Raw genomic sequence first — 17517 nt, forward strand, 5'->3', positions numbered from 1 at the left:
CAGCCGGTTATCCGCTTTCCTGTCTCCGTGACGCCGGGACAGGTCATTCCCGTGGTGATTGGGGCGGCCGGGGTGGGTGGCAATGGCGCGGTATTGGCGACCAGCGGGGGCAATACATTGGTCGGTACCGCCGGCTCCCTGCTGTCGCTGTCTGGCGGGAACGGAGGTCCCCCTGGGGTCAATCTCTCTGGTTATGTGCCAGGTCCTCCAGGTGGCAATGGCTTTCCGGCAGGAGGTGATGCTACGGATGTCTCGCCCAATACTGTTGCCGGTATAGGAGGGGCAGGGGCCAGCGGGCCATTCGGTGCGGGTGGAGGTATCGCAAGGTCGGGTACGTCCTCCGGGGTCCCTGGTAAGCCAGCCTTTGGCTATGGCGCTGGCGGCAGTGGAGCTGGAGGCTACTACATTGCGGGTTCCGGCCTTGCGCAACCTGGCGGGAACGGCGCTCCGGGTTTCATGCTGATCGAATGGTGAAAACATGAGCAAACAGATTCTTTATTGCGTGACCTCGGGAACAGTCATCGATTGGCAGGACCTCGATCAATTCGCCTATGCCGCTCCTGCGCCGACCATGAAGGTACTACCGGTCACTGCCGAACAATGGAAGCGCAAAGACGCACTGCATTTCGTGCTGGATGGCGAGCTGACCCGGGTCGATGTACCTCCACCCTCTGCCGCTCACTACTGGGACGGTAGCCAGTGGGCGCTGGACTCCCAGCAGGCCGCAGCAGCCACGGAGCAAGAGGCGGAGCAACTGTGCCGGCGATTGGATGCAGAGGCTGACACCGCCCGGCAGATGATCAGTGGCGATCCGCTCAAGGCCGCGGAGTATGCCCAGGCCGCCAGCGACGCCCAGGCGTTCAAGGAGGCCGGCTACCCGAAAAAAGCAGTGCCCCTCGCGGTAAGCGCCTGGGTGGTGAAAGGCCGTACCGCCAGGGAAGCGGCCGACCAGATTCTCGACAAGGCGGCCGAGCTCAGCAGCAAGCTGCTCGCACTTCGCACGCTGCGATTGCAGGCAAAAGAGCGCATCCGGGCTCAGGCCAGCAAGGGCAAGCAGGAAGCTGCGAAAGACCTCTGTGAGGCAGCGATCGAGGCGATTCGCAAGGTTGCCAGCGACTGAACGGGAACGCCGTGTTGCGTTTCAAGCAGCCGTCCAAGGCCGCCCAGGCGGCCAGCGGTTCGCCGAGGCTCAGTGCTATGGCCTGCTCGCCATAGGTAGCCAGAGCACGGAAACCGCCCGCAGCCGAGCACTTCTGTTATCGGGCTCCATGCGCCTCGCATGGGACGCTCAATCTTTTCGGTACCTGGAAGGCGCGATTCCCTTGACCCCTCAATGCCGGCGGCCGCTGCCACTGGGGCGGCGTTTCGGCTCCAGTGCTCCGGCCCATGGGCTGGCGAACATCAATTATGACTAGAGAATAGAGCAATGGATTATCCAAAGAGCGTGCCCGGTGTCGGGCTGCTGAATGGGAAGTTTGTCGACGAAAACCCGGTGGCAGGTACCCCGGGATCATTGATTCCCGCTACCTGGGGCAATGCGGTTACCCAGGAAATCCTGAACGTCATCAAATCGGCTGGCCTGGTCCCCGACGAGGCATCGACCACTCAGTTGTTGCAGGCGATTCAAAGTTTCGCTGCCCGGGATTTCAAGGACTCCGTGCGTGTTGCCACCACCGGCTCCGTTGCCTTGAGCGGTCTGCAAGCCATCGATGGCGTGCAGCTTACGGTCGCCGATCGTGTACTGGTCAAGGACCAGGCTAATGCGGCGCAGAACGGGCTTTATATCGTTTCGGCGGATTCCTGGTCACGAGCACCGGATGCGGCGCTGGATTATCAGGTGACGTCCAACTTTATTGTCGGGACGGATGAAGGACAGGTTAACAAGTCGCGTATCTGGCAAATGACCACCCCTGGGCCGATTACCGTCGGTGCCACGCCTTTGGTTTTCGAACTGATGGCCGGGGCTACCGGAGTGGCTGCCGGGGAATACCGAAAAGTAGTGGTCAATACGCGCGGCCAGGTGACTTCGGGCTCGAACCCGACGACCCTGGATGGTTATGCGATTACTGATGCTTACAGCAAAACGGCGGCGAACAATGCCTTCGTCAAGCAGGGCGGGGTCGGCACCCAATTAACCAACTCGGTTTATATCGGCTGGGATGGGCAGAACGTTCTTATCCAGGTCGATGCCACCAACTTCGGCAGCCTGTGGTGTTCGCGAAACTTCGATCCTGCGAAAAAGGCCGATGTTTCCGAGGTGTACAACAAGACGGCGACCAATGGGTTGCTGGATGCCAAGATCAGTTCCGATGCCTGCTCTATTGCCGGTTTTGCCAGCGGTAATTCGGCATCGCCGTATATGCGAAATAAAAACAACAACGAGTATGTGGGGCTGGCCAGGGCTGCGACTACTCTGGGTGGTTATGGCATTACCGACGCATATACCGCGACTCAGGTTAATTCCTTTTTAGGTGAGCGTGTCCTGAGAGATGGGATTACCTATGCCGGCTTTGCAAGTAATGACCCGAACACTCCCTACTTCAGAAGGGCTTCCGATAATGGTGTTTATGCTCTTCAACTTAAACTCGGCTACACCCCTGTACGCCAGGGGGGAGGGAATGCTCAGGGCTCCAATCAGGTCATGCTGGGCTGGGCTACTGACGGCTCGGGTCTCAGGGCGCAAGTAGATGCTTTCGATTTGGGAACCATCTGGACCGATCACATCGGTAACGGGAAGGCGGTGGTTGCCCAATCCACGGCAGGTGCCGGCGCGGTTGGGTCTTATGCCTTGCTCGTTGTTGGCGGCGGTGGTGGTACCGGGCCTGGCGAGCTGGTAGCCGGCGTGAATTGCCGGTTTACCGCTACCGACGGTTCTGCCTGGGGCGGTGCGCCCGCGGGCACTTGGCGGATCATGGGCGCCGTCCGGAACACCGATGGCGCGAGCCCCGACTCTACAACTCTATGCTTGAGGATTTCTTAATATGATGAAGGTATTGAGTGCTCGTACGCCGTGCTGGAACGACCAGGCTCATACAACGCTTAATTTGTATGTGACATTCGAAGAGACCAGGGAGTCGCTTGGCGAAATCATATTTACTGCTTCTCCCGATGATCCGGAGTTACATGGTCGCGAACTGTTTGAACGTGCAGTGGCTTTGGAATTTGGCGATATTGCCGAACCGGGGGGAGAGATGATCAAGACCAATGTTCTGCTACAACGCGCCGAGCTGACGGCTGTCGCCAACTCCGTGATCGAGAAGTTGCAGGCTGACGTGAATATCTTGCAGGACTCCGTGGAGCTTGAAATTGCCACGGATAAGGAAATCGCAGCCTTGGCCACCAAGAAGGTCTCTCTGGGTGCCTGGAAAAAGTACCGGGTGCTGCTGTCGCGGGCGCAGGAGCAAGAGGGGTTTCCAACGGTCGTCGAGTGGCCCGAGGCTCCCGGTGAGTAAGGTCAGCTTGCAGACGTTTGCGTTCGAGGACTTTCATCCATGCTGATTACTGAACCCGCTTTGCGAACGCCATTTCGATGAACAGCTGATTAATCGAAATACAACGCTTTCCGAGGCTCAGCTTTATGAGTTTCTGAATTGTATTCAGTCTTTACGTGACTGGCCCCACTCCCAGTTTTCCAAACCCAGAAAGTTGTCCAGCGCCACCCGAGTGATTGCCGGGATATTAGTATTTTCATTAAAAATGATTTCTGGCCTTTCTACCCAAATGTAATTGCTGGGTTGAAGCATGTTTCATGCGTGCCAGTTCTGGTGGAGGGGAGATGTCTGGGTAAGATCAGTCGTGTTCAAGGTAGAAGGTTTAAGTAATGGATTATCCGAATAGTGTTCCAAGTGTTGGCTTGGTTGATGGCCGATTTATCGATGAAAATGCCATTTCTGGTGTTCCAGGATCACTGATTCCTGCAGCATGGGGCAATGGTGTAACTCAAGAGATACTGGCGGTAGTAAAAAGCGCGGGAATAGCACCGGATGAGAACGATAACGGCCAATTGCTGAAGGCATTGCAGGTCATTGTTGGTAACGCAAGCCCGATGCTTTCAGTCGTGAAAAATATTGCAGTTTCCAGATTGCTGGAGTCTGACGAACTGGGTTTGTTACTCATCAATGGTGCGGCAGATACAGTGTCGATAACGCTTCCTCCCAGCAACGCAGGTTTAGGTGTGCGTGACGTTATTGTGCGTCGCGTGGATAACAGCGGTAACCGCTTGGTAGTGCAATGTTCGGGGACCGACAACATCAAGTTTCACACTCATTTGCGTCCTGCTGGTTATCCCTTCCTGGTGCTTATGGGGGCAGGGGATTGGTGGCATTTACGCAGTGATGGTGCTGGAAGTTGGTGGCCGGTAGGTCGGTTCGATGGCACGCCTCTGGGGCGTCCGGTCTTTGAAACGACGACCGCTTTCAGCCCCGGTGGTTATGGCGCCTTGAACGGGGCGATTCTCAGTCGGGCCGAATGGCCCTGGCTGTGGGATCACGCCAAGGTGTCGGGAATGATGTGGACCGAGGCGACGCGAGTCGGTGCAGAAGGTGGCTGGAGCAGTGGTGATGGAACACTGACGTTTCGGGGGCCCGAAGGGCGGGGTGAGTTCCTGCGGGTTCTGGACGAAGGGCGGGGAATCGATCCGGGTCGTAATCCTGGCGTTGTCCAGCGAGACCAGAATAGGGCGCACATCCATACGCCGACGGCCGTGGCAGTGGGAGAAGGGGCTGCGAATGGAGCGGTCTTCCAGACGTCGGTCTGGTCTCTGAGGTACACGTTTCCCTACCAGTTGGTTGGGACCACGCCTGTGGGTACCGGTTTATCCAACGAAGGAGGCGCAGAGGCGCGTCCCCATAACGTTGCCTATCCTGGCCGGTTGAAACTGATCTGAGACGAAATGATGAACTACCTGATTGATGCATCGGGGGCTCTGATCGGCCCTGTTGAGTTTCCCCTTATTCCTGGCTTGGGCATTCAGTTGCCAAATAATGCTGTAACTCTGGACCAGCAGCTCGATGAGCCAATGTCTGGTCATGTATGGGCCCTTATCGGAGGCTGGCCTCAACAAGTTCTTGATTTGCGTGGTGTGGTCTACAGCACCGATACGGGTGAATCCGTGGAGTGGTCCGAGGTGGGTGACCTGCCAGAAGGATTTACGAAAACGGCGCCTCCGGGACCGTACTTTAGTTGGAGCGAGGGCTCCTGGCAGCTTGATGTAAAAGCACAACAGGCAGCAGCAACACTCGCCGCTCAAAGTGAGCGGGACAAACAATTGGCTGAGGCGACGTTGCGCATGGCGCCACTTCAATACGCCCTTGAACTGGGAGAAGCCTCATCCGAGGAACAATCTGCCTTACTGGAGTGGAAGCGCTATTGCGTTGCCTTGAACCGTATCGAGCAGCAGCCGGGTTATCCGCTTGAAATTGAGTGGCCAGTGCTAACTCTGGATGCCCCCCGTGGCCGGTTGAATGCCTTGCGATCTTTCTTCCGTGCCAAATGAATCCATGTCAGGGAGACACTGATGTCTGTGACCGAGGGACAACTCCTCAAAATCATGCCCAACGCCCGCTCCCAAGCGGGCGTTTTTGTTTCTGCGCTTAACACCGCCATGCTGAACCGCCATATCAACACGCCCAAACGCATGGCTGCCTTCCTCGCGCAGGTCGGTCATGAGTCGGGGCAGTTGCGTTATGTGCGGGAGCTGGGCAATGACCAGTACCTGAGCAAATACGACACCGGCAGCCTGGCGGCCCGTCTGGGCAATACCCCTGAGGCCGATGGCGACGGCCAGAAATACCGTGGCCGGGGTCTGATTCAGGTCACTGGTCGCAACAACTACCGGCAATGCAGCCTTGGGCTGTTCGGCGACGAGCGTTTGCTGGCGTTGCCCGAATTGTTGGAGCAGCCGCAGTGGGCCGCCGAGTCGGCCGCCTGGTTCTGGCAGCAGAACGGTCTTAACGAACTGGCCGACCGCGACCAGTTCGACAGCATCACCCGTCGTATCAACGGCGGCTTGAACGGCCTGGAGGATCGTCTGCAGCTCTGGGCGCGGGCGCGGGAGGTGTTATGCCAGCCTTCGGCCTGATGCCCCTGTCTTCCCGGGCAATGGCTGTTGTCGTGCTGCTGGCCGTGGTGGCCGGCGTCGCGGGGGCGTTGGCCTGGCAGGTTCAGGAGTGGCGTTTTGGCCGGCAACTGGCGGAGCAGGCCAGGCTGCACGGCGAAGCGCTGAGTCAGCTGAACCTGGCGGCCGCTGCCCGGCAGCGGGACGAGCAGGACAAACGCCTGGCCCTGGAGCAACAGCTGCAAGCCAGCGACCAAACCCATTACCGAGCCTTGAACGATGCACAACGTGATCAAGGTCGCCTGCGCGACCGTCTTGCCACTGCTGATCTGCGCCTGTCAGTCCTCCTCGCCGCCGATGACAGCGCCGGCGGCTGCCCGGTGCCTGCCACCCCCGCCACCGGCGGCGTGGTTCATGGAGCCCCGCGAGCCCGACTTGACCCGGCGCATGCTCAACGAATTATCGGCATCACCGATGCCGGCGACCAGGGACTGATCGCCCTGCAGGCGTGTCAGGCCTACGTCAGGGCGTTGAACCGCTAAACATTTTGATCCGCTCCGTGCCTTGCAAGCGCGTATCGCTCGTGTACGGTAAGACCTCCGCCAACCCGATCAGGAGAGGACCGTGAACGAAATCACCCAGCTTGCCGCTGAACTTGGCAGGCGCCTGCAGATTCTGAATACCCACGTCACCACCGCCGAATCCTGCACCGGTGGCGGGATTGCCGAGGCCATCACCCGCATTCCCGGGAGTTCGGCCTGGTTCGAAGCGGGTTATGTGACCTACTCCAATCGGCAGAAGACCCAACAGCTAGGGGTGCCGGAAGCGCTGTTCGCTTCCGTCGGCGCGGTCAGCCGCGAGGTGGTCGAGGCGATGGTGCAGGGCGCGCAGGGCAAAAGCAGGGCGCGTTTTGCCGTGGCGGTCAGCGGCGTGGCCGGCCCGGACGGCGGCTCGCCGCAGAAACCGGTGGGCACCGTGTGGCTGGCCTGGGGCGTGGGAGAGGCGGTAACGGCCGAGTGCCGACACTTTGCCGGGAATCGGGACGACGTCCGCCGACAAACGGTGAAGGCCGCGCTAGAGGGCTTGCTGCAACATGCCGCGGCAGAAATCTCAAAACAGGGGTAGGCGATCCACGAACGCTGTGGAATAATACTGGCTACTTATACAGGTGTTGGCCGTCAGGCCTTATTGATTACGTGAGGACTTTAATGGACGACAACAAGAAGAAAGCCTTGGCTGCGGCCCTGGGTCAGATCGAACGTCAATTCGGCAAGGGTGCCGTAATGCGTATGGGCGATCACGACCGCCAGGCGATCCCGGCCATTTCCACTGGCTCTCTGGGTCTGGACATCGCACTCGGCATCGGCGGCCTGCCAAAGGGCCGTATTGTTGAAATCTACGGTCCGGAATCGTCCGGTAAAACCACCCTGACCCTGTCCGTGATTGCCCAGGCACAGAAGATGGGCGCCACTTGCGCCTTCGTCGACGCCGAGCACGCACTGGACCCGGAATACGCCGGCAAGCTGGGGGTCAACGTTGACGACCTGCTGGTTTCCCAGCCGGACACCGGTGAACAGGCGTTGGAAATCACCGACATGCTGGTGCGCTCCAATGCCATCGACGTGATCGTGATCGACTCCGTGGCGGCACTGGTGCCCAAGGCCGAGATCGAAGGCGAGATGGGCGACATGCACGTGGGCCTGCAGGCTCGCCTGATGTCCCAGGCGCTGCGCAAGATCACCGGCAACATCAAGAACGCCAACTGCCTGGTGATCTTCATCAACCAGATCCGTATGAAAATCGGCGTGATGTTCGGCAGCCCGGAAACCACCACCGGTGGTAACGCGCTGAAGTTCTACGCTTCGGTTCGTCTGGATATCCGTCGTACTGGCGCGGTGAAGGAAGGTGACGAAGTCGTCGGTAGCGAAACCCGGGTCAAGATCGTCAAGAACAAGGTGGCTCCACCGTTCCGCCAGGCTGAATTCCAGATCCTGTACGGCAAGGGTATCTACCTGAACGGCGAGATCATCGATCTGGGCGTGCTGCACGGTTTCCTCGAGAAGTCCGGTGCCTGGTACAGCTACCAGGGCAACAAGATCGGTCAGGGCAAGGCCAACTCGGCCAAGTTCCTGCAGGACAACCCGGAAATCGGTAACGCCCTCGAGAAGCAGATTCGCGACAAGCTGCTGGCTCCGACCGCTGATGTCAAAGCTTCGCCGGTCAACGAGACCATCGATGACATGGCCGACGCGGATATCTGATCGATCCGATGACCGCCGTACTCGATACCCTCGTCGCGGTGCGGCGAACCGCAATGGACCTGCTCGCGCGACGCGAGCACGGTCGAGTCGAGCTGACGCGTAAACTGCGTCAGCGCGGCGCCTCTCCCGAGATGATCGAAACAGCCCTTGATCGTTTGACGGAAGAGGGACTGCTATCCGAATCCCGCTACCTCGAAAGTTTCGTTTCCTATCGTGCCCGTTCCGGCTACGGCCCCATGCGTATTCGCGAAGAACTCAGCCAGCGCGGTTTGCAGCGTGCCGATATCGAACTCGCCTTGCGTGAGAGCGGCATCGACTGGCAAGCACAACTGGAGGATGTCTGGCGGCGCAAGTTTGCCGGGCATTTCCCGATAGATGCCAAGGAGCGTGCCAAACAAGGCCGCTTTCTGGGGTATCGGGGATATTCGATGGACATGATCGGCCGCTTGTTGAGCGGCCGAAGGGTGGACGATTGACCTGTAGGGCCCGCGAGTCGAATGCGCGGGCCGCTGCTTCTCCGCTCAAGTGACCTTGATCGGTTCTCTATTGCGTTGTGGCGTCCTGGCCTGATTCATCGCCCAGTTTTCCGGCAGGTTGATGAAGTCGATCAGTTCGCGCAGGCGGCCATTGTCGCGGGCGTTGAAGGTGAACGACAGGCGTGCCAGATGGCTGAACTCCGGTTCGTTGTGTTCCTCGACATTGTAGGCATGTTGATGGAAGCGATCGCTCAGGCACAGGTCGGCGAAAGCCGTCTGCATCTGCTCGAGCGCCGGTTCGCTGAGCTTGTGATTCATGCGAATGACAAACTGATGTTTCAGCCAGCGACTGGAGTGGAAGTTGCTGTAGAACTGGTTGATTTCCTCCACCGCCTCCTCGGTGTTATGCGCCAGGCGCATCAGCTTCATGTCGGTTGGCAGGATGTAGCGGTTGTTCTCGAGCTGGTTGTGGATAAAGTCCAGCGCCCCTTGCCAGAAGGTTCCTCCCGGAACATCCAGCAGCACCACCGGTACCAACGGGCTCTTGCCGGTCTGGATCAGGGTCAGTACTTCCAGCGCCTCATCAAGCGTGCCAAAGCCACCCGGGCATAACACCAGGGCATCGGCTTCCTTGACGAAGAACAGCTTGCGGGTAAAGAAGAAGTGGAAGGACAGCAGGTTCTCGGTGCCGTCCACCGTTGGGTTGGCATGCTGCTCGAAGGGCAGGGTGATATTGAACCCCAGGCTGTGATCGCGGCCGGCACCTTCGTGGGCCGCGGCCATGATGCCGCCGCCGGCACCGGTGATGACCATCAGGTCGGAGCGGGCCAGGGCCGCACCGAGTTCTCGCGCCAGGCCATACAGCGGGTGTTCGATCGGGGTGCGCGCGGAGCCGAATACCGTCACCTTGCGTCGCCCCTTGAACTGTTCCAGCACGCGAAAAGCATGTTCCAGTTCGCGCAGGGCCTGCAGGGTGATTTTCGCGTTCCAGCGGTTGAGATCGTCCTGGGCCATGCGCAGGACGGTGAGAATCATGTCGCGATAAAGAGGAATGTTGGGGCTGTTGGGAGCGATCAGGTTGAGTTGTTCTTCGACCTTGCTGAGGTCGATACCGTTGCTCTGAAAATGACGACTGAGGAGGTCATTCGGTTCGTAAGGCATTCAACTTCTCCTTCTGCACAGAACCTTTGACACGAACGAAGCATTCGTTGGTATCACGACACTGCATGTGTCGCTGTCAGCCCGGCTTTGGCGGCTGATTCGCCAGGGCGGAAAAACCCTGACGTGGCCAGCGGGCCATCCATACAGGTTCTGCTATTCCTTGATTTAGAAAGCATGTGCACTGCAAGACGCGCTTGGGCGGCCTCCGGATCCACCCAGGAAAATTCAGCATGAATACTTTGAAATCTAGACCTTCATGATGATTCGCGCTGACTTGATCATGGGCCTTGAAAGTCGGGGCTGGCAATCACTTATTAGCGGTGGCGTGCAGCGTTTTCACCGCCTGTCTGAACGCATGCCGACCGGTGGAGGCTCTGATTTACTAAGTTACAGCGCTAGCAAGACAGCTTGGCGTCAAAGGGCAGGATGCACAGGTCGGGGTTGTCGCGCAGGTAGTGGCGAGTGGGGCACGGAGGCTGGTCATGCACAAAGTCGTACTGGAAATAGATGCGCAGCTGTATCAACTGCTGAAGTCAGCGGCAGACGCCAATCATCTGACTCTTGAAGAGGAATGCCGACGCCGGCTTGAAGGTGGGGAGCGCCGTTCGAGCTATTTGCAGGCCCTGTTGGCGGAGCTGCGAGCCGATGATCAACAGCGGCACGCAGCGGGGCACTGAATTACTTTTTCTTCTTCGTCGGGGCCGGGCAGTCCGACTCCTGGAAGCGTGCCGAGGCGACCGGGCGGTTGGTGCGGTTCTCGGTGAATTCGTAGCGCATGATCGCGCCCTTGGCCATCAGCTTGCGGTAGTTCGGGTCACGACAAACGCTGGCGCCCAGTTGCAGGTAGACCGCCTTGGGGTTGGCGCGCATTTTTTCCGCGTGTTCGGCCTGGACGCTGAGGTGGTTGATCAGCTCCTTGCCTTCGACGGTATAACCCTGGTCGAGGATGTTCTCGTTGACTTCCCGAGGCGTGCCGACGTTACTTTCCTCGGCGGTTTTCTGCAGGGTCTTGTTCAGTTCGAAGTCTTGCAGCGATGCAGCCTGGGCACTGAACGGCAAGGCCAGCAGAAGGGCGGCGGTGGGAACGATAAAGCGCAACATGAAACTCTCCTGGTTCAGTGACTGATGCTTCGACCAGTCACGCGACTGTGCGTTCAGTGGCGGCGAATTATAGGGGAGCGAGGGTAGGCGGTACAGGTTTGAGCAGAGAGCTCTGATAAACTTGTGCGAATTTTCAGCTTTCCGAGTTCTTTTCGTGTCGATTCCTTCTTTCTGCCAGGGCGGCTTCTAATGAGTCATGCCGTATCCCGCCTGCGTGCCCAACGTCTTGCGCGTGCCGTCAGACCTTTTACCGCACGGGGTTCCCGGGCGGAGCGCTGTGCGAGCTGTCGGGTGATTCCCAGCCACTGCATGTGCGCCTGGCGCCCCAAGGTTTCCGCGCAGTCGGCGATGTGCCTGATCATGCATGACGTTGAACCCATGAAGCCGAGCAATACCGGCTGGCTGATCGCCGATGTCATAGAAGACACCATGGCGTTCCCCTGGTCGCGAACAGAAGTCGACCCACAATTGCTGGCCTTGCTGGCCGATCCCCAGTGGCAGCCTTATGTGGTGTTCCCCGGAGAGTTCGTCGCGCCACAGCGGGTGGTGAACGAAGTCCGCCTGGAGGCGGGCAAGCGCCCGCTGTTTATCCTGCTGGATGCGACCTGGAGCGAAGCGCGCAAGATGTTTCGCAAAAGCCCTTATCTTGAACACTTGCCGGTATTGAGCCTGGAACCCGAGCAGTTGTCGCGCTACAAGCTGCGGCGTTCCAAGCGCGATGACCATTTCTGTACCGCGGAGGTTGCGGCGCTGTGCCTGGAGTTGGCCGCGGACCGGCAGGCCGGCGAAGTGCTGGATGCTTATCTGGATGTGTTCAGCACCCATTATCTGTCGGCCAAGTTCCAGCTTGAGATCGACCCTGACGACGAGACGCACACTCGCCTCAAGCCTTTTCTGTAAGACCTGAGGCAAGGGACTGGAATTTTTTCGGCCAGAGCTGCGTCACCAGCATCCCGCTCAGCATCAAGGCGCAGCCGCGCGGGCGTGGCTTTGCATGATGGCACTGTTATTAGTTAGCAAGCTAAGATGCCGCACAGCCCGAAGCTTGACCACCCCGGCTTCGCTGGGCATGCTTGGCGCCGATTAGGGCGCGACCGATCCTTGAAACGCCGCATTTCCGGGCTCTTGGCGTTGATCGTGCTCTTTGGGTGCAGCATTCTGGCTGGCACCTGTGTTGCCTTGGCGAGGACCGAATGCATCGGTGTTCCCATAAAAAACAGGATCATTTGAAAAATGGCCACATACGAAATCCTGATTGCCGATGACCACCCCCTCTTTCGTAGCGCACTGCATCAAGCGGTGACCCTGGGCCTCGGCCCGGATGTCCGTCTGGTGGAAGTGGCGAGCATTGCCGAACTGGAAGCCCGCCTGACCGAAAAGGCCGATTGGGACCTGGTGCTACTGGACCTGAACATGCCTGGCGCTTACGGCTTTTCCGGCCTGGTGCTGTTGCGCGGTCAGTACCCGCAGATTCCGGTGGTGATGGTGTCGGCACAGGAAGAAGCATCGGTGATGGTGCGTTCACGCGAATTTGGCGCCAGCGGTTTTATTCCCAAGTCCAGTTCCCTCGAAGTCATTCAACAGGCCGTACGCAGCGTGCTTGACGGCGATGTCTGGTGGCCGCCACAGGCCTTCGAAGAGGTCAGCGTCTCCGCCGAGGCCAAGGCGGCCAGCGAAGGCCTGGCGAGCCTGACGCCACAACAGTTCCGTGTGCTGACCATGGTCTGCGAGGGTTTGCTGAACAAGCAGATCGCTTATGAACTGAGCGTTTCGGAAGCCACCATCAAGGCCCATGTGACGGCAATCTTCCGTAAGCTGGGGGTGCGGACCCGCACTCAGGCGGCGCTGCTCCTGCAACAACTTGAGTCAATTTCCAGCCAGTAACTGGCTATTTTTTCACGCTTTTTTGACTTTTGTTGAACTAGCTTGCCCATTCCTTATTGTTCTAGTTGCCTATTTATGTCGCCTTTCAAAGGTCAAACCGGTCTTAAACGCATCCTCAATGCCTCGGGATACTCCTTCGATGGCCTGCGGGCCGCCTTCACCGGCGAAGCTGCGTTTCGTCAGCTGGTGCTGCTCAACGCGATTCTGATCCCGGTGTCTTTCCTGCTGAATGTCAGCCGGGTCGAGCGGGCGTTGCTGATTGCTGTCTGCCTGCTGGCGCTGATTGTCGAACTGCTCAATTCGGCGGTCGAGGCGGCGATCGACCGGATCTCCCTGGATCGCCATCCACTGTCGAAAAATGCCAAGGACATGGGCAGCGCCGCGCAACTCGTAGCCTTGAGCATGATCACTGTGGTCTGGGCAGTCATCCTGATCTAGGTCTGTACGAAAAGTGGCTGCACTCGGCCATGCTGCGTTAAAAACAGGTTCGTGCGCGAGTCCGATCGGAATGCTCATGTAGGCCCCTAAAGTCGAACGCGACCCCGGCCGTTCCTCGCCTGTTTTTGCCTTGCCTGACCTTCGCTCGCAGACCCTAGGGAATGCTCGGCAACACGATCTCGTCGCTGCGCTGCACCCCGGCGGTAAAGGCGCGGCAGAGTTCGAGGAATTCACGCATCGCCGAGGTCTGATATTTCTGTTTGTGCCAGATGAAATAGAACTGCCGGGCCAGGTCCAGGTCCGGCGTCTCTACCGGCACCAGGCTGCCACGCCGGAAGGCGTCGCGCAGCGCCAGCCTGGAAATGCAGCCAATCCCCAACCCCGACTCCACCGCGCGCTTGATCGCTTCGGTGTGTTCCAGTTCGAGCCGGATATTCAGCGCGCTGCGGTGATGACGCATGGCCTGGTCGAAGGTCAGGCGCGTGCCCGAGCCCTGTTCCCGCAGAATCCAGGCTTCGTGGGTCAGCTCCTCCATGCTCGCATGGCCGCGTTTGGCCAAGGGGTGCTGCGGGGCGCAGAACACCACCAGCTCATCCTCGACCCAGGTTTGTACTTCGATATCCGGGTGGCTGCAGTCGCCTTCGATTAGACCCAGGTCAATTTCGTAGTGGGCGACCTGTTGCACGATATGCGCAGTGTTCTGCACATGCAGTTTGACCTGGCTCTCCGGGTGGACCTGCATGAAGCTACCGATCAACAGGGTCGCCAGGTAATTGCCGATGGTCAGGGTCGCGCCCACCGACAACGAGCCGAAACCGGACTTGCCGTTGAGCAGGTCTTCGATTTCCTTGGCCTGGTCCAGCAACGCCACCGCCTGGGGCAGCAGCTGTTTGCCCAGGGCGTTGAGGCTCAGGCGCTTGCCGGCGCGATCGAACAACTGGCAACTGGATTGCCGTTCCAGTTCGGTGATCGAAGTGCTTGCTGCGGATTGGGAAAGGGCCAGCATGCCGGCAGCACGAGAAACGCTCTCTTGCTGGGCGACGGCGACGAATACTTGCAGTTGACGGAGAGTAAATCGCATATCGATATAACCGATAACCCTTATCTTAATAATCCAGTTAACAGATATTGTCGCCGCCATTAGAATGCTGTGCAATTGCGCTCGGCTCGCTTGTCGCAGAGCAGGCGCCGACAACTTTCCAGGAGTCCCCCGTACATGAGCAACATGAACCACGAGCGTGTCCTCAGTGTTCATCACTGGAACGACACTCTGTTCAGCTTCAAGTGCACCCGCGATCCGGGCCTGCGCTTCGAGAACGGTCAGTTCGTGATGATCGGCCTGCAACAGCCCAATGGCCGCCCGCTTATGCGCGCTTACTCGATTGCCAGCCCGAACTGGGAAGAGCATCTCGAGTTCTTCAGCATCAAGGTTCCCGATGGTCCGCTGACTTCCCAGCTGCAGCATTTGAAGGAAGGCGACGAGATCATCATCAGCAAGAAGCCTACCGGTACGCTGGTACTGGACGACCTGAAGCCTGGCAAGCACCTGTACCTGCTCAGCACCGGCACCGGCCTGGCGCCGTTCATGAGCGTCATCCAGGATCCGGAAACCTACGAGCGTTTCGAGAAAGTGATCCTGTGCCACGGCGTGCGTTACGTCAACGAAGTCGCCTACCGTGAGTTCATCACCGAGCACCTGCCGCAGAACGAGTTCTTCGGCGAAGCGCTGCGTGAAAAACTGATCTACTACCCGACCGTGACCCGCGAGCCGTTCGAGAACGAAGGCCGCCTGACCGACCTGATGCGCAGCGGCAAGCTGTTCAGCGACATCGGCCTGCCGCCAATCAACCCGCAGGACGACCGCGCCATGCTGTGCGGCAGCCCGAGCATGCTCGACGAGACCAGCGAAGTGCTCAACAGCTTCGGCCTGACCGTTTCGCCACGCATGCGCGAGCCGGGTGACTACCTGATCGAGCGCGCCTTCGTCGAGAAGTAAGCGACTCGCAGCACAGAAAAAGCCCGCGTTGCCTGAGAAGGCAGCGCGGGCTTTTTCGTTTCCGGTTGCCGGTCAGCGTGCGGGGACCACTTCCAGGATCTGGATCAGGCCCGGCTGCGGGTAGTGCCAGCGCACGTCCAGATCCCAGAACTGCGCGCCGTATTCGCGTTCCGGGGTGGGCGTCTGGTAGGCCGGGCGTGGGTCCTGGGCCAAACATTGCTCGATCAGCTCCACCAGCGGCTCCTGCAGGCGTTGAGCGTGCGTATGAGCCTGTTGCAGGGCGTTGTCGCTCCACTGTACCGGGATCAGCTGCGGTGCCGCGCTGGCGATGCTGTTGCTCGCGCTGTCGATGATGTCGGCGTAGGGCACGTAGGGCTTGATATCGAGAATCGGCGTGCCGTCCAGCAGGTCGATGCCGGAGATCCACAGGCGGTTGGCCTCGACCTTGTCCAGCTTGACCACCGACTGGCCAATGCCATTGGGGCGGTGGGTGGCGCGGGTGGCGAAGACCCCCATGGACTTGTTGCCACCCAGGCGCGGCGGGCGGACCTTGAGCCGCGGTTTGTCTTCCAGCGCCTGGTGAAACAGGAACAGCAGCCAGACGTGGCTGACCTGTTCCAGGCCCTGCACCGCGTCGCCCTGGTCGAAGGGCGCCACCAGCTCCAGCACGCCACGGGCCGCCGGGGCCAGTTGCGGCTGGCGCGGGATGGCGAACTTTTCCTTGAAGCAGGAGCGCACGAAGCCGATGGGGGAAACGCTGTAGGTCATTTTGTAAGCCTCAAGCTGCAAGCTACAAGCGACAAGCTTTGGACTTCAGCTTGCAGCTTGAGGCTTGCAGCTTATAGCTGCCTTACGCTCTGACGCGCAGGGTCAGGCCCTTGAGGAAGTTGCGCAGCAACTGGTCGCCGCACGGGCGGTAGTTGGTGTGGCCGAACTTGCGGAACAGCGCGCTCAGCTCGGGCTTGGACACCGGGAAGTCGGCGGCCTTGAGGATGGCGTGCATGTCGTCTTCCTTCAGCTCGAAGGCGACCCGCAGCTTCTTCAGGATGATGTTGTTGGTCACCGGCAGTTCGATCGGCAGCGGCGGACGGCTTTCGTCCTTGCCTCGCTTGAAGATCACCAGGCCGTCGAGAAAGTGCGCCATGACCTCGTCCGGGCAATGCACGAAACCTTCTTCCTCGTCCTTTTTCAGGTAGCCGACGATGTCGTCCAGGCTCACGTCAAAGCCGGTGAGCTTGATGATCTCGACGACCTTCTTGTCGCTGATGTCGAGCATGTAGCGCACGCTGCGCAGTACATCGTTATGAATCATGTCTACAGTCCTGGTCTGTTCACGTTGAGCGCCGCATGCACGCGCGGCGTCTGAATGGGTGTCGGCCTAGAATTTTTCTTTGGCGGACAGGTAGCGCCATTGCCCGACCGGCACCTTGCCGATGGAAACCCCACCGATACGGATGCGGCGAATGGCGATCACCTTCAGGCCTACCGCTTCGCAGAGCTGGGCGATTACGCCCGGTTGCGGGTTCTTCATGGCGAAGCGCAGGCGGTTTTCGTTCTGCCAGCTGGCCTTGACCGGCGGCAGTTCCCGGCCCTTGTAAGTCAGGCCGTGGTTCAGGCGGTTGAGGCCGTGGGCGACCATCTCGCCTTCCACCTCGACCACGTACTCCTGCTCGATCTTGGCCGCATCGGCGGTCAGCTTGCGCAGGATCTTCCAGTCCTGGGTGAACACCAGCAGGCCGCTGGCATTGGCTTGCAGATCGGCGCTGGCGGTCAGGCGCAGGAAGTGGCCCTTGAGCGGCCGTTTGCCGAAGCGGTGCTCCTCGGACAGGCTGGCGGCGCTCAGCGACTGCATGGCGCTGTCGACGTCCTGGCCGGCCGGCACGTTCAGCAGCAGGGTCACCGGCTCCGGCGCGGTGGCCTTGGCCTGTGGGTCGAGCTCGACTTTCTGGGTGTCGACCTTGAACTGCGGCTCGTCGATGACCTCGCCATCCACGGTGACCCAGCCGCCCTCAATGAACAGCTCAGCCTCCCGGCGGGAGCAGCCGACGAGTTCGATGAGGCGTTTGGAGAGACGAATCGGGTCAGTCATGACAGGGGCCGTAGCAAAAGGGGGCAGGCATTGTACCTGCCCGGCGCCGGTTAATC

At 59.5% G+C, this 17517-nt stretch carries 21 protein-coding genes; 15 read left to right on the top strand and 6 right to left on the bottom strand.

The features are described from left to right. Positions 1-478: 478 nt before the first annotated feature. From J4E58_RS29780 to recX, 10 genes are all read left to right on the top strand, one after another. Positions 479-1120: a hypothetical protein gene (locus tag J4E58_RS29780; protein WP_087091411.1), complete on the top strand. Its 642-nt coding sequence runs from the start codon at positions 479-481 to the stop codon at positions 1118-1120. Positions 1121-1426: 306 nt separating this feature from the next. Beyond that, a complete protein-coding gene (locus tag J4E58_RS29785; protein WP_087091412.1) occupies positions 1427-2980 on the top strand; it encodes a phage tail protein in 1554 nt (517 codons plus the stop codon). A gap of 1 nt (position 2981) precedes the next feature. Next, entirely contained in the window at positions 2982-3452 is a 471-nt protein-coding gene (locus tag J4E58_RS29790; protein WP_256583208.1) for a tail fiber assembly protein, read from the top strand. A gap of 368 nt (positions 3453-3820) precedes the next feature. Then, entirely contained in the window at positions 3821-4885 is a 1065-nt protein-coding gene (locus J4E58_RS29795; protein WP_087091413.1) for a phage tail protein, read from the top strand. A 6-nt stretch (positions 4886-4891) separates the two neighbouring features. Then, positions 4892-5494, top strand: coding sequence for a tail fiber assembly protein (locus J4E58_RS29800; protein ID WP_009042436.1), 603 nt, complete (start codon positions 4892-4894; stop codon positions 5492-5494). A 21-nt stretch (positions 5495-5515) separates the two neighbouring features. Next, a complete protein-coding gene (locus J4E58_RS29805) occupies positions 5516-6079 on the top strand; it encodes a glycoside hydrolase family 19 protein (RefSeq protein ID WP_087091414.1) in 564 nt (187 codons plus the stop codon). Then, complete coding sequence (locus J4E58_RS29810) at positions 6061-6597, top strand: lysis system i-spanin subunit Rz (protein ID WP_087091415.1); 537 nt, start codon at positions 6061-6063, stop codon at positions 6595-6597. Before J4E58_RS29805 ends, J4E58_RS29810 begins: the two co-directional genes overlap by 19 nt. Positions 6598-6679: 82 nt before the next feature. Further along, on the top strand, positions 6680-7180 hold the full coding sequence (locus J4E58_RS29815; RefSeq protein WP_087091416.1) for a CinA family protein: 501 nt from the start codon (positions 6680-6682) through the stop codon (positions 7178-7180). An 83-nt stretch (positions 7181-7263) separates the two neighbouring features. Beyond that, positions 7264-8316: a recombinase RecA gene (gene recA / locus J4E58_RS29820; RefSeq protein ID WP_007923942.1), complete on the top strand. Its 1053-nt coding sequence runs from the start codon at positions 7264-7266 to the stop codon at positions 8314-8316. 8 nt (positions 8317-8324) lie between these two features. After that, positions 8325-8792, top strand: a complete 468-nt coding sequence (gene recX / locus J4E58_RS29825) for a recombination regulator RecX (RefSeq protein ID WP_007923941.1) — start codon at positions 8325-8327, stop codon at positions 8790-8792. Positions 8793-8837: 45 nt separating this feature from the next. On the opposite strand, the gene J4E58_RS29830 is transcribed toward recX, so the two are convergent. Beyond that, on the bottom strand, positions 8838-9953 hold the full coding sequence (locus tag J4E58_RS29830) for a TIGR00730 family Rossman fold protein (protein ID WP_007923940.1): 1116 nt from the start codon (positions 9951-9953) through the stop codon (positions 8838-8840). A gap of 482 nt (positions 9954-10435) precedes the next feature. Here J4E58_RS29830 and J4E58_RS29835 point away from each other — a divergent pair, with 482 nt between their 5' ends. Beyond that, positions 10436-10630: a hypothetical protein gene (locus J4E58_RS29835; protein WP_007923939.1), complete on the top strand. Its 195-nt coding sequence runs from the start codon at positions 10436-10438 to the stop codon at positions 10628-10630. Between the two features lies 1 nt (position 10631). Here J4E58_RS29835 and J4E58_RS29840 read toward each other — a convergent pair whose 3' ends face one another. Next, positions 10632-11054, bottom strand: coding sequence for a PA3611 family quorum-sensing-regulated virulence factor (locus tag J4E58_RS29840; RefSeq protein ID WP_009042441.1), 423 nt, complete (start codon positions 11052-11054; stop codon positions 10632-10634). Positions 11055-11243: 189 nt separating this feature from the next. Here J4E58_RS29840 and J4E58_RS29845 point away from each other — a divergent pair, with 189 nt between their 5' ends. The 3 genes from J4E58_RS29845 to J4E58_RS29855 all read left to right on the top strand — a co-directional run bounded on the left by J4E58_RS29845 (position 11244) and on the right by J4E58_RS29855 (position 13376). Further along, entirely contained in the window at positions 11244-11954 is a 711-nt protein-coding gene (locus tag J4E58_RS29845) for a tRNA-uridine aminocarboxypropyltransferase (protein WP_087091417.1), read from the top strand. A 333-nt stretch (positions 11955-12287) separates the two neighbouring features. Further along, the gene (erdR, locus tag J4E58_RS29850) at positions 12288-12938 is read left to right on the top strand and encodes a response regulator transcription factor ErdR (protein ID WP_007923933.1); all 651 of its coding nucleotides are present in this window, start codon (positions 12288-12290) and stop codon (positions 12936-12938) included. Positions 12939-13013: 75 nt separating this feature from the next. Then, a complete protein-coding gene (locus J4E58_RS29855) occupies positions 13014-13376 on the top strand; it encodes a diacylglycerol kinase (RefSeq protein ID WP_007923932.1) in 363 nt (120 codons plus the stop codon). A 154-nt stretch (positions 13377-13530) separates the two neighbouring features. On the opposite strand, the gene J4E58_RS29860 is transcribed toward J4E58_RS29855, so the two are convergent. Next, positions 13531-14457 (bottom strand): LysR family transcriptional regulator, encoded by a 927-nt coding sequence (locus J4E58_RS29860; RefSeq protein ID WP_087091418.1) that lies wholly within the window; start codon positions 14455-14457, stop codon positions 13531-13533. A 135-nt stretch (positions 14458-14592) separates the two neighbouring features. Here J4E58_RS29860 and fpr point away from each other — a divergent pair, with 135 nt between their 5' ends. Further along, positions 14593-15372: a ferredoxin-NADP reductase gene (fpr, locus tag J4E58_RS29865; RefSeq protein ID WP_007923929.1), complete on the top strand. Its 780-nt coding sequence runs from the start codon at positions 14593-14595 to the stop codon at positions 15370-15372. Positions 15373-15444: 72 nt separating this feature from the next. Here fpr and tsaA read toward each other — a convergent pair whose 3' ends face one another. From tsaA to J4E58_RS29880, 3 genes are all read right to left on the bottom strand, one after another. After that, a complete protein-coding gene (tsaA, locus tag J4E58_RS29870) occupies positions 15445-16140 on the bottom strand; it encodes a tRNA (N6-threonylcarbamoyladenosine(37)-N6)-methyltransferase TrmO (RefSeq protein ID WP_087091419.1) in 696 nt (231 codons plus the stop codon). Between the two features lie 82 nt (positions 16141-16222). Next, positions 16223-16684: a DUF1456 family protein gene (locus J4E58_RS29875; protein ID WP_007923927.1), complete on the bottom strand. Its 462-nt coding sequence runs from the start codon at positions 16682-16684 to the stop codon at positions 16223-16225. 66 nt (positions 16685-16750) lie between these two features. Then, the gene (locus J4E58_RS29880; protein WP_007923926.1) at positions 16751-17461 is read right to left on the bottom strand and encodes an rRNA pseudouridine synthase; all 711 of its coding nucleotides are present in this window, start codon (positions 17459-17461) and stop codon (positions 16751-16753) included. Between the last annotated feature and the right edge of the window lie 56 nt (positions 17462-17517).

Source organism: Pseudomonas sp. FW305-25, from assembly GCF_017351415.1.
Lineage (GTDB): Bacteria > Pseudomonadota > Gammaproteobacteria > Pseudomonadales > Pseudomonadaceae > Aquipseudomonas > Aquipseudomonas chlororaphis.

What these genes read in the sequence shown, in the direction of transcription:
- J4E58_RS29860 (WP_087091418.1), bottom strand. Translation starts at nt 14,457, where the DNA reads ATGCGATTTACTCTCCGTCAACTGCAAGTATTCGTCGCCGTCGCCCAG.
- J4E58_RS29790 (WP_256583208.1), top strand. Translation starts at nt 2,982, where the DNA reads ATGATGAAGGTATTGAGTGCTCGTACGCCGTGCTGGAACGACCAGGCT.
- fpr (WP_007923929.1), top strand. Translation starts at nt 14,593, where the DNA reads ATGAGCAACATGAACCACGAGCGTGTCCTCAGTGTTCATCACTGGAAC.
- J4E58_RS29880 (WP_007923926.1), bottom strand. Translation starts at nt 17,461, where the DNA reads ATGACTGACCCGATTCGTCTCTCCAAACGCCTCATCGAACTCGTCGGC.
- J4E58_RS29855 (WP_007923932.1), top strand. Translation starts at nt 13,014, where the DNA reads ATGTCGCCTTTCAAAGGTCAAACCGGTCTTAAACGCATCCTCAATGCC.
- J4E58_RS29785 (WP_087091412.1), top strand. Translation starts at nt 1,427, where the DNA reads ATGGATTATCCAAAGAGCGTGCCCGGTGTCGGGCTGCTGAATGGGAAG.
- J4E58_RS29805 (WP_087091414.1), top strand. Translation starts at nt 5,516, where the DNA reads ATGTCTGTGACCGAGGGACAACTCCTCAAAATCATGCCCAACGCCCGC.
- J4E58_RS29840 (WP_009042441.1), bottom strand. Translation starts at nt 11,054, where the DNA reads ATGTTGCGCTTTATCGTTCCCACCGCCGCCCTTCTGCTGGCCTTGCCG.
- J4E58_RS29795 (WP_087091413.1), top strand. Translation starts at nt 3,821, where the DNA reads ATGGATTATCCGAATAGTGTTCCAAGTGTTGGCTTGGTTGATGGCCGA.
- J4E58_RS29830 (WP_007923940.1), bottom strand. Translation starts at nt 9,953, where the DNA reads ATGCCTTACGAACCGAATGACCTCCTCAGTCGTCATTTTCAGAGCAAC.
- erdR (WP_007923933.1), top strand. Translation starts at nt 12,288, where the DNA reads ATGGCCACATACGAAATCCTGATTGCCGATGACCACCCCCTCTTTCGT.
- J4E58_RS29835 (WP_007923939.1), top strand. Translation starts at nt 10,436, where the DNA reads ATGCACAAAGTCGTACTGGAAATAGATGCGCAGCTGTATCAACTGCTG.
- J4E58_RS29875 (WP_007923927.1), bottom strand. Translation starts at nt 16,684, where the DNA reads ATGATTCATAACGATGTACTGCGCAGCGTGCGCTACATGCTCGACATC.
- recA (WP_007923942.1), top strand. Translation starts at nt 7,264, where the DNA reads ATGGACGACAACAAGAAGAAAGCCTTGGCTGCGGCCCTGGGTCAGATC.
- J4E58_RS29800 (WP_009042436.1), top strand. Translation starts at nt 4,892, where the DNA reads ATGATGAACTACCTGATTGATGCATCGGGGGCTCTGATCGGCCCTGTT.
- tsaA (WP_087091419.1), bottom strand. Translation starts at nt 16,140, where the DNA reads ATGACCTACAGCGTTTCCCCCATCGGCTTCGTGCGCTCCTGCTTCAAG.
- recX (WP_007923941.1), top strand. Translation starts at nt 8,325, where the DNA reads ATGACCGCCGTACTCGATACCCTCGTCGCGGTGCGGCGAACCGCAATG.
- J4E58_RS29810 (WP_087091415.1), top strand. Translation starts at nt 6,061, where the DNA reads ATGCCAGCCTTCGGCCTGATGCCCCTGTCTTCCCGGGCAATGGCTGTT.
- J4E58_RS29780 (WP_087091411.1), top strand. Translation starts at nt 479, where the DNA reads ATGAGCAAACAGATTCTTTATTGCGTGACCTCGGGAACAGTCATCGAT.
- J4E58_RS29845 (WP_087091417.1), top strand. Translation starts at nt 11,244, where the DNA reads ATGAGTCATGCCGTATCCCGCCTGCGTGCCCAACGTCTTGCGCGTGCC.